At 46.1% G+C, this 9271-nt stretch carries 16 protein-coding genes; all 16 read right to left on the bottom strand.

Annotated features, from left to right (window positions below):
- Positions 1-11 precede the first annotated feature (11 nt).
- Positions 12-416, bottom strand: coding sequence for a DUF5072 family protein (locus ON064_RS04160; protein ID WP_274623747.1), 405 nt, complete (start codon positions 414-416; stop codon positions 12-14).
- A gap of 6 nt (positions 417-422) precedes the next feature.
- A complete protein-coding gene (locus ON064_RS04155; protein ID WP_274623746.1) occupies positions 423-758 on the bottom strand; it encodes a hypothetical protein in 336 nt (111 codons plus the stop codon).
- Complete coding sequence (locus ON064_RS04150; RefSeq protein WP_274623745.1) at positions 742-1074, bottom strand: hypothetical protein; 333 nt, start codon at positions 1072-1074, stop codon at positions 742-744. Before ON064_RS04150 ends, ON064_RS04155 begins: the two co-directional genes overlap by 17 nt.
- Complete coding sequence (locus tag ON064_RS04145; protein WP_274623744.1) at positions 1071-1397, bottom strand: phage head-tail connector protein; 327 nt, start codon at positions 1395-1397, stop codon at positions 1071-1073. Before ON064_RS04145 ends, ON064_RS04150 begins: the two co-directional genes overlap by 4 nt.
- 2 nt (positions 1398-1399) lie before the next feature.
- Positions 1400-1690 carry a hypothetical protein gene (locus ON064_RS04140; RefSeq protein ID WP_274623743.1) on the bottom strand — a complete coding sequence of 97 codons (291 nt, stop codon included), beginning with the start codon at positions 1688-1690 and terminating at the stop codon, positions 1400-1402.
- Positions 1691-1719: 29 nt separating this feature from the next.
- A complete protein-coding gene (locus ON064_RS04135) occupies positions 1720-2631 on the bottom strand; it encodes a hypothetical protein (RefSeq protein ID WP_274623742.1) in 912 nt (303 codons plus the stop codon).
- A 27-nt stretch (positions 2632-2658) separates the two neighbouring features.
- Entirely contained in the window at positions 2659-3285 is a 627-nt protein-coding gene (locus ON064_RS04130; RefSeq protein ID WP_274623741.1) for a DUF4355 domain-containing protein, read from the bottom strand.
- Positions 3286-3379: 94 nt separating this feature from the next.
- Positions 3380-3556, bottom strand: coding sequence for a hypothetical protein (locus ON064_RS04125; protein ID WP_274623740.1), 177 nt, complete (start codon positions 3554-3556; stop codon positions 3380-3382).
- A gap of 17 nt (positions 3557-3573) precedes the next feature.
- Positions 3574-3825 carry a hypothetical protein gene (locus ON064_RS04120; protein ID WP_274623739.1) on the bottom strand — a complete coding sequence of 84 codons (252 nt, stop codon included), beginning with the start codon at positions 3823-3825 and terminating at the stop codon, positions 3574-3576.
- 108 nt (positions 3826-3933) lie between these two features.
- Entirely contained in the window at positions 3934-4101 is a 168-nt protein-coding gene (locus tag ON064_RS04115) for a hypothetical protein (RefSeq protein WP_274623738.1), read from the bottom strand.
- A 10-nt stretch (positions 4102-4111) separates the two neighbouring features.
- On the bottom strand, positions 4112-5008 hold the full coding sequence (locus ON064_RS04110; RefSeq protein ID WP_274623737.1) for a minor capsid protein: 897 nt from the start codon (positions 5006-5008) through the stop codon (positions 4112-4114).
- A 14-nt stretch (positions 5009-5022) separates the two neighbouring features.
- Entirely contained in the window at positions 5023-6570 is a 1548-nt protein-coding gene (locus ON064_RS04105) for a phage portal protein (protein WP_274623736.1), read from the bottom strand.
- Positions 6571-7821, bottom strand: a complete 1251-nt coding sequence (locus ON064_RS04100; RefSeq protein WP_274623735.1) for a PBSX family phage terminase large subunit — start codon at positions 7819-7821, stop codon at positions 6571-6573.
- The gene (locus ON064_RS04095) at positions 7808-8299 is read right to left on the bottom strand and encodes a terminase small subunit (protein WP_274623734.1); all 492 of its coding nucleotides are present in this window, start codon (positions 8297-8299) and stop codon (positions 7808-7810) included. The genes ON064_RS04100 and ON064_RS04095 overlap by 14 nt, the downstream gene beginning before the upstream one ends.
- A 74-nt stretch (positions 8300-8373) precedes the next feature.
- Entirely contained in the window at positions 8374-8823 is a 450-nt protein-coding gene (locus ON064_RS04090; protein ID WP_274623733.1) for a DUF3908 family protein, read from the bottom strand.
- Positions 8824-8843: 20 nt separating this feature from the next.
- Positions 8844-9215: a PH domain-containing protein gene (locus ON064_RS04085; RefSeq protein WP_274623732.1), complete on the bottom strand. Its 372-nt coding sequence runs from the start codon at positions 9213-9215 to the stop codon at positions 8844-8846.
- Positions 9216-9271: the final 56 nt, after the last annotated feature.

Here is a 9271-nt window from a genome sequence, read left to right as displayed (position 1 = left end):
GTGAATTCCTCCTATATTTTCATTTTGTAGCCGTAAAATATGGTGATGCGTAAGCTGACCACGGCCATCGTGCTGCCATCTTCTTGATCCATAATCTGATTGACGCCTTCAAACTGCTGCAGCGTAACCTCGTAATCAGGAATCTCCAGTTCTGTGGAGAACGCTTCATACAGACCTGTGGTCATCGTATCAATAGCGATTGATGAATCGCCTTCAGCAAAGGCATAGATTAGAATCTCGAATGTGTCGCGGGCCATCGTTTTGCTGTCGTCCGGCTTCTGCAGAACCGTAGGCAACGCATAAAAAGGCACCGGCGTATTCGCTGGCACCTTGTCATAGCATCGCTTCCCGGTATAGCTTTGAATCCGTCCGATGATTGCGGCTCTCACAATCGTTGGGTTCGGTCTTTGATACATGGGGCATCACTCACTTATTTTAGTTTTTAAGTCCTGCTTGTAGATTGGTCGCTGCGTGTCGACGTTCGCCTGCAGAAAGTGCTGGCCTTGCACGAAACCGCCGCTTACTGTGCGGTGCCCGTACTCGACATGGGGCGCGTGCTGTGCGCCGTAACCCATTTCATCACCAGCGTATCGTGCAGACATCCGGAGCTCATTCGAATCAACAGGCGTGCCTCCCGGCTTCTGTGAACGTGTGTATATAGCTCGGACATTTTTCCGGCCGACTGCTTGAAAGTCTGTTTGGCTTTTGGCCATCAACTTCTTTTCAAGTCGCTCGATTCCATCAAACTGTATTCGCATCTGCAGCACTCCCGTACCGTTTCACAACCAGCAAGCGCCATCGCTGTAGATCGTCGCCTCGTATGTCCGTCAGTTCATGGCGCGAGCCTTGAAGCTCGACATATTCGACGCCCTCCAATTCAGTTTTCGCTGCAGCTGTGACAATCTTGCGATGGTTCGCGGTCATTTCCCTGGTATCTAAAGCAATCTCTTCAGAAGACCAGCTGGAGAAGCGCCCCTCGGCTGTGCCTATCAACTCAAGTGATTGAATCGGATTGCCAAGAGCATCCTCGCCGGTTTTCAGATGCTTGAATAGCTTCATTGGCAGCAGTCTCATATGAATCGCAACTTTCCGCGCTTATCATTGTCCTGCGTTTGCTTCATCTGCCGGTAAAGCTCGAAGTCCGTCTCGTATTCGTTCAGGATATTCTCGACGAAGCTTGTGCGGAACGTATCGACTGTCTCGTCTTTAATGCCCTCGTGGTATTTCCGGTTATAGAGAGCGCAGACGACATCAACGGCCACCGACTCCAGTTCCGGAGGCAGTATCGTAAGACCGACCCGTAAATTGATACGATCAGTCGCTGTTTTCGTGTACTCTTCCAGCAAATCGGTTGAAATGTCCGGAATGCGTACCTGGACGCGCTCTTTAATGGCCATAATTACTCACCGCTTTTCAGTGCGTCTTCAGCTTTCTGTGCATCTTCTTTCCCTTTCACGGATTCACCGTTAGAGAGCAAGTAGTTGCCGCCGCCTTTATGGACAGGGTATTCAACCACATCGGTTTCATCGGATTCTTCAACAACTTTGTCACCGATGTACCCTTTATCTTGTAATTCCTTCACACGTTCCTCAGTGGGCTCTAGGCCCTCCCGAGGATAGAACTTGTTCTTTTCATTCAGCCGCTTTTGGTCTTGCTTGTCTTTAAAAGATTTATAGATTGGGAAATTCATTCTAATCATCCTTTCAGATTAAGTTTTTTTTATACTTCTGGAGTTACTGTAGTAGAGCCAACAACAACGCCGTCTAAACGTTCAGCGAATAGCACAATGCCGTATGCTGTGATTGTTTCTGCTTGCAAACGCTGCTTGTTGATATCATGAGTTACGCCGACAATACCCGTTTCATCGGTTGTGAAGTCGAAGGTTTTCGCGATTTCGCCGCCAGACATCAATGCGTATGCTGCAATCAAGTTGCCATCAGCAGTTGAGTAGATTGTTCCTTTAGGCACATCGCCGTGCAAGAATACGACTTTGTTGTTCAAGAAGTTTTCGACGTAAGTCATGCCGAACGCGGTCTGAGTCGTGATGTTCGCCTGCCCAAGGTAGTCTGCCACATCGAATGGGTTCATGAAGGAAATGACCTGAACATCATCTTCTTCAAACTTCGCTGTAACGGCTGCCCAGTTCTGCGCCATAGCTGCTTGTAGGCCATCCCCTTCAGCGACTCCTGTGCCTGTTGCAAGCTGCGCCAAAAGCTTCGAGCGAACACCCTTCTGCACTTCGCCGATCAGCTTGTCATCTGTCATTGTGATCGCACGTTCGAAACCGTATTTCTGGATATCTTCCATCGGTACAGCTTTACGCTTTTTGTCCCACGTCAACTCTTGTGTCGGACCGTCTTCCATAACAACCTTTGAAAGCGGGATGATGTCGCCTGGTGCAACAGCAGTGCCATCAAGCGTTACGCTAGAAGTGTACGTCTTCAAGATCGTACCGGATGCCATCGGCTGGATACGTTGAATGCCGAGTAGTTCATACAAAGATTTGAAACGCTGTCCGAAGCGCTCAGAGAAATCGATAGAGAGAGCTGCACCCAAGTCACGAGTGAGGTTTGTTTCTGCTGCAAAGAATTGGATGTTCAGGTTAAGTGGGAATTGCTTTTTAACTGTCATATTAAAATGACCTCCTGTTTTCTAAGTTTATTTTTTGAAAAGATGCGGATTGTCCTGAATGGCTTTAATCCGCGCGGAGCTGTCCTTCATCGCCAGAATGGCTTCTTTCGTAACGGCTCCTGGTTTTTGCGTAGTCACTTTCGGCGATTCGCCGGCCAGCGCTTTTTTCACGCCTTCTTCGACTTTCTTATTTACTAGTCCGACAAAAGCGTTGACGGCTGTCTGCGTGTCCTCTGCAGTGTCTTTAACGACGAATGCGAGAAGCTCATCATCGGCAGCGATGCCTTCTTCTGTAAGCATCTTAGTCGCCTCTTTCGAGAGTCCATAGAAAGCGTCTTTCTTCTTCAGTTCTGCCAGCTCGTCCTGGAGCTTTTTGAACTCGTATTCCTTTTTCTCGTCCGCGTTCATCTTCGCCAGCTTGGCGGCTTCTTCGATTGCCTTCTCCTTGTCCTTCTCGGCTCTTTTCGCCCGATCGGCAGCAATCTTGTCCACCTCTGCCTGAGTGAACAGTTTTTCTTCTTGCTTATTTTCCTTTTCCTGCTGTTGATCCGCATTGTTTTCCGTCTCTTTATCCTGAGATTCGGTTTCTTTCGTTTCGGCTTCATCAGCAAAGAATTGAATATTAAGCTTTAAAGGGAATTTCTGTTTTAGCATATAGGTTTGCTCCTTTTTAACGTCTTGTTTGACGGTTATTTTCAGCCTTGCGCCTTTTTATGCCGTGAGCATGTTTCGGGCATGAAAAAAGAGCCTACCGGATGGCGGGCTCTTCTGTTGGTTCCTTTTTAGCGGGCGTTGTCAGATTCACGCTGAACCCGACCGAGCCGTCATCGTAGTCCGTTCGGTCGAAGTTGATAACTTCTATAGTTTCAGGGTCTACCGCTTTTAACATCTCAATTGCTGAGTCTATCATTTGTTTTTTGTTCACAAGTAACGCTCCTATCTTCAGACGATGTTGTTTAATTCTTCTGCATTGCCGTAAGCCATTCCTCGAATGTATACTTTACTGTTCATCACGTGGACCAAGTCGTCGTTATAAGCTTTGCTGTAAAATTGCTCCTTAGCTTCAAACGATTTGGCAGGTACAGCGATGACTTCTTCTGTATTTTCGGCAACAATTGCCACAAAGACAAAGGGTGCCTCAGTTTCTTTTGCTTTTTTGAAGGTTTCTGTCAAAGATTGTTTTGTTAATCCCATTTCAACCACTCCTATTCTTTAGTTTGCTCGTAAGCCTGAGCCGGCAGATGATGGATCACTCTCCATTTCTCGAATTTGACTTGTGGTAAAGCAAAATCCATCACCTCCTCAAATAAACTCAATACCGTTATCATGAAGAATCACATTCATTTTGCTCACGTCCCATTCCTGGCCGTTTGAGAGTATAAGCAATTCCCATCCGCCCTTACGATGGCGGACGCCGACGCCCCATGAAAACTGAATCGTCTCCCACGGCTTAAAAGTAGAAGCTTCCATTTCCTCACTCCTAATCGTTTTCAACTGGATAGACCGTCGTCCGGCAGAAGCTGTGGAATGGCGGATAGTTGATGCCGACCTTCGCTTCCTTGAACAGAAACTCTTTGCCGTCAATGTTCTGACAGAACTCACTTGTTTTGCTATCTCCTACAGCACTGCAGCCGTAACGCAAAATACCCTCGTCCATAAACGCTTGTCCGTTGGCTTGCGTCATCATGAATGCACTCTCGGTCATCACCAGCCGTTTCGCGGCGTATTTGCCGACGCCTGTGCGGTTCTGAATGATCTTCGTCATCGCTGCATAACCCTCACCTCTGATAAAGGCGTCTCGTACTTCCGAGTTAAGCGATCGAACCAGCTTCTGTTTGTTGCCCCATATCCGGTCTGAGAAGTTCTCTTCGTTTACCCATCGGCTGTTAAGCGTCTTCTCGAGGACTGCGCTGTTGAGTCCAAAAAAGCTCGTGCTGTTCTGCAGGTCTCGCATCGTGGACAAATAGCCTGTCTCGATAGCAGCTGTGAGGTGTTTCCTGAACTCCTCCTGTTCGATGGCTCCGAGGTCCAGCAAGTGCTGCTGAATGGATATCTGGAGACCTTCCAACCGGTTCAGCCGGTATATCGATTCGCGTATCGGCATCAAGCTCTTATACTCCGGATACTTTTCCGCAAATGCATCGTAATTCTTATACAGTAAATCGCGTTCATCCTTTGAAAGCCGTTCAACTAATTTACGATATTCGATGACATCTTCAACTGCGTATTTTGCATAGTAAGCGGCGATGTCTTTATCGATAGCGGCTGCAGTCCGGTCGTATTCCTTCGCCATCTTCCGTGTGAACTTCAGGTCTTTCTTGTCCTGGGCATCCAGTAGCTGCGACATTCGCTTATCCCAGTAATTCCGACTCGCCATTTACGCCACCGCCTTTACTTGATGATCTTTCGGACTGCGAAGCGCGGCTTGTTCGACATGACCTGATGCGGCTTGCGCATATCCTTCGGTGGGTGCCAGCGTTCCGTAGCGATGCTGTACAACTCTTTTCGGGCACGGTCTTCCGGACTTTCATGCAACTTGCTGAGCTTGTTCCAAATTGATCGGACTTTTTCCTTTACGAGTTCCCAAAGTTTTACGAACCCTCTAATGAATTCACTGATCATCTTCTTCAGCTCCTTCTTCATTTTGGTTTTGCGGCGGTATCGGCGGACTTCTTTTTCAGCCTTTTTCCGTTCCATCTCTGCCTTCACATCTTCAATCATTGAAAGGACAGCCAATTGCGTCTCCTCTGAAACAATGCCCTGTAGCTTAGCAGCTGTCTCAGCTTCATCCTTCAAGTTACGCGGCATGTTACGTGTGAACTGATAATTCAAGTTACGCCATTCGTCTTTTTTGCTTGCTTGAATAAAGAGAGGAATATTGAAAAGCAAACTGAATCGCCGTGACATGCTGGACTTGAACTTCCGTTCTTTCATAATCGCTAGATTCTTCATCGGCTGCAGCTTGAACTCCAGCGACAGACTCGATGCATTCCCGTAGGATTCATCGTTGATATTTGCAGTCATGCTAATCTGGTGGATCTTCTCTTCAAGGCGGTCCAACAAATGCTCTTGCGTACTATCGCCATTCGGCTTATCCATGAACTCGACAATCAAGTTCTTCACATCTTCGGACCCGAACAGATTAATAATTCGGTTGTCTCGAACATTGCGGATTCCTTCTTCATCTAATTCCATGCCGAGCAGTTTCATGTAGGCATCTGCGAAGTAATCTACATCATTCGCTTTCTCTGACAAAGCCTTATCGTAAGCATTGATTAGGCTTTCCACAGATTCGAATACGCTCTGGCGCTCTTCGTTCTCCATGTACTCGATTACCGGAACGCCACCAAAGTAATGCGGCTCTTCATCTGCCAAGTAGATGCCATCTTTCCCTTCAACGATTTTAACGGTCTTCGAATCGGTGAAGAGCTCGCCCTTGATGCCGTCATCAGTCGTTCGGTACCGTACCCCGAATAGCGGCTTCTGTGCGATCGTGTCATCGTAGACAATGAACATGTCAAGCGGACTGTTGTAGATCAAGCACGTCTCTGATTCTTCATTCTGGTAGAGAAATTCAAAGCCGTGGCCGTAGATAGAACAAAGCTTACTGAGTTCGGCTTGATTGTCGTCCATATCGTTTCTGCGCTGGAAGTCGTTCACCTTATCGTTGATGGTCTTTTCATCATGCGAGATCTTCACCGGAATGCCGATAAAGTAGCCATTGAATGTATCGGTGATGTACTTGGCATAGTTGACGACTAGCCGATTATCGGGCTTGTGCTCCGGCTTTTCCTCTAATGCCAGAATCGGCGCCTGACTTTCATACATGTACTTTAACCGCTGATAACGCAGCAGCTCTCCCTTGTGTTTATCAATAAATTGCGAGACGACTTCTCCCGTAATCTCTTCTTCCCTGGGATGGATAAATACTTCAGGCATTTACAGCCCTCCTTTAAAGGTTTTTACTTTCACGGTATTGTGGATGCCTTCAACGGCGTACCTAATAGCGTCAATCGTGTGATTGTAGGAATCTACTGGCTCATTCAGATACTCACCTGACTTTTTGTCCTTCTTCCAGGTGTAGTTCTCCAGCTCTTCGATGACTTTGAAGCACCGTTCATCGACGATTATCTGATACTGATTGATAAACTGGATGCCGTTCATGATGCTGTCCTTGCCTTTTCGTGCTGCACGGATTCGGTTGATGTCGTGCCGGCGAATCTCTGCAATACTCTTCTGCTCGGCGCTGTCTGCTGTGATGACTTCTTTGCTATAGCCTAAAGACTTTATGGCTTTGGCAATTTCATCATTTAGCATCCCTTGTTTCACGTATTCTTCCATGATGTAGAGCTTCTTCTCCTCGTCATCCACCTTTACGTGAATGAAAGCAGACGGGTCGTTGATGTACCCGAAATCCAGTCCGAAATAAGAAGGCAGGTGCCGAAGCTCCTGTGCGTTGAGCAACCGTTTCTCGTAATTTGCAAAAATCAATTTGTCGAGAGTAGCAAACTCCCCGAGCGCATAAATGCGATAGTACGCAGGATTTCTGTCCGCTAGATTCCGCAAGTTTTCTCTAACCGAATCGTCAAGGAACTTATTATCTTCAAAAGTGGAGTGCAGGATCATCGCATTCTTTAGCGGCTCCTTTGGTGCAAAGAAATACTTATAAACCCAGTTCAGTTTAGACACTGGGTTGAACATCAAAAACAGCTGCCGGTACTTATGCTTTTTCTCACGTAAGCGAAGCGTCAGCTGCGTGTAGTCTTCCAGGTTAAACTCTGAGGCCTCCTCCATGACGACATCCGATATGCCTTTGATGGATTTAATCTTCTCTGGATTGTCCATCCCTTTAAACAGAAAAACCGCACCGTTGGGTAACGTGATGCGGTAGTCAGTCATATTCACTTTGCAGTGCTGCAAGATACCGAAACTGGATAAGCAGGACAAGACATCCTCAAAAATAGAGTCCTTGATAGTAGCTGCTACTTTGCGGGTAAAGAGTACCCGTCTAGGACGCTCCCAAGGCATCAGAGCCTTCTTTACAACCTTCTGGACCACGCCATGCGACTTACCTGACGAGGCACCACCGTAATGAACCTCGGTGAAATGGCTGTAGTCGTCCAGTACATTGAATATCTTGCGGTTGAACACTTTCGCAGGTTTTGGGAAGTTCAGTTTAATCGTCGTCATCGTAGTCACCTACGTTGATTTCAATTACGCGTTGCGTTATTTCTGCCTTATCTGTCCACATAGCGTGGCGCTTGCCGATAAGTTCAGCCGCACGGTTCACATCGCTGTTTCGGGTGTCCAGTTCGATTGTCTGAGCGTATTCGTTGTAGACTACCTTCTCGGCCGTCTCGCCATTTGCGAGCGTGTAATCGATTGTGGCGGCTCTCTTGACGACCACTGTCTCCATTTCCTTACTTTCTCGCCGGAGAATACGCGTCAAAGTTTCCATGACTTCCTGCTGATCGGCAACCTTCTCAGAACGCAGCTCTTCCAGCCGATTTTCTATATAAGTTCGAATTACAGGTTTTGTCAGGTTTTCTTGTCCAATCGATCTCGCCGTCTTCTCACTGTACCCTGCCAAAATAGCAGCCTGTGTAGCATTTCCAGTAAGAATGTACTCGTCTGCAAATCGTTGCTGCTTGACTGTCAGTTTCACCATTTACCACCAACTTTCAGGTTATTTACCGTTTTACGACATAAGAAAAACGCCTCCGGTTAAGGAGGCGCATGGGGTTATTCTTCCAATGACTTTTTCTCTAAAAGGTGTGCGTATATAAGTCCGATGTATTCGCTATAAGTTTCTGTCCAGTTAGCTATACAATCATCGTTTGAATTCAAAAGATAAGATTCTTCCTCAGAAAAGACTATTTCAAGCCCTTTTCCGTGTCTTTCAGGCTTTCTTTGTACTGCATATCTAAGCTCTTCAAATTCTAGTGGTTTCGTAGACACGTATCGCATATCCTTTTCAAACTTAACTTCCGAGAAAAATTCTCCGTGGAGCACATAAAAAATTCGGCTCTCGGCATCTTCTTCAAATACATTTTTAGGATAGACGAATGTGATATCGTCATTTGTAAATATGTCTTTTAAAGACTCTTCTATCTTAAATTTTTCAAAGTTATTTGTTGTAAGAGCGTGATCGATCAATTCTTTTAATCGCTCATCAAGATATTCTTTATCCATACTTTACATCCCCTTTAATTTTAAATCTCTTGTCTATATGTAACTCCAGCTTCTAGCTTCGCCTTTTTAGTGGCATCACGGATAACTTCGCGGACAGTGTGCGGATCTCTAACATCTTTTAAAACTAACATTTCATCATATGCTTCAGAACTTTCAACATAAATGGTCCCAACATTCATCGCCTTATCGCGTAAACGCTGATAGACCCGAATATCGTTTATCTTATAAAGATCCATATCGTGTTTCGTCTGGGTCATAACGCCTTGCTTCTTTACTTTCAGTCGTTCGTTTGTAAGCTCATAATACTCTTTTGGGATTTTGAGGATACCTTCTTTATTGCCTTTCATGCCAAACAAATATGACTCGAACTCTAAAATCGTTGTCTCTTCCATGTCATTCGACCTCCCTTTTACTTAATATTACCAATAATCAAAAACTCCTGCAATGC

The sequence above is a fragment of the Planococcus sp. A6 genome, from assembly GCF_028823615.1.
Lineage (GTDB): Bacteria > Bacillota > Bacilli > Bacillales_A > Planococcaceae > Planococcus.
This window is presented reverse-complemented; position numbering and strand designations above follow the sequence as displayed.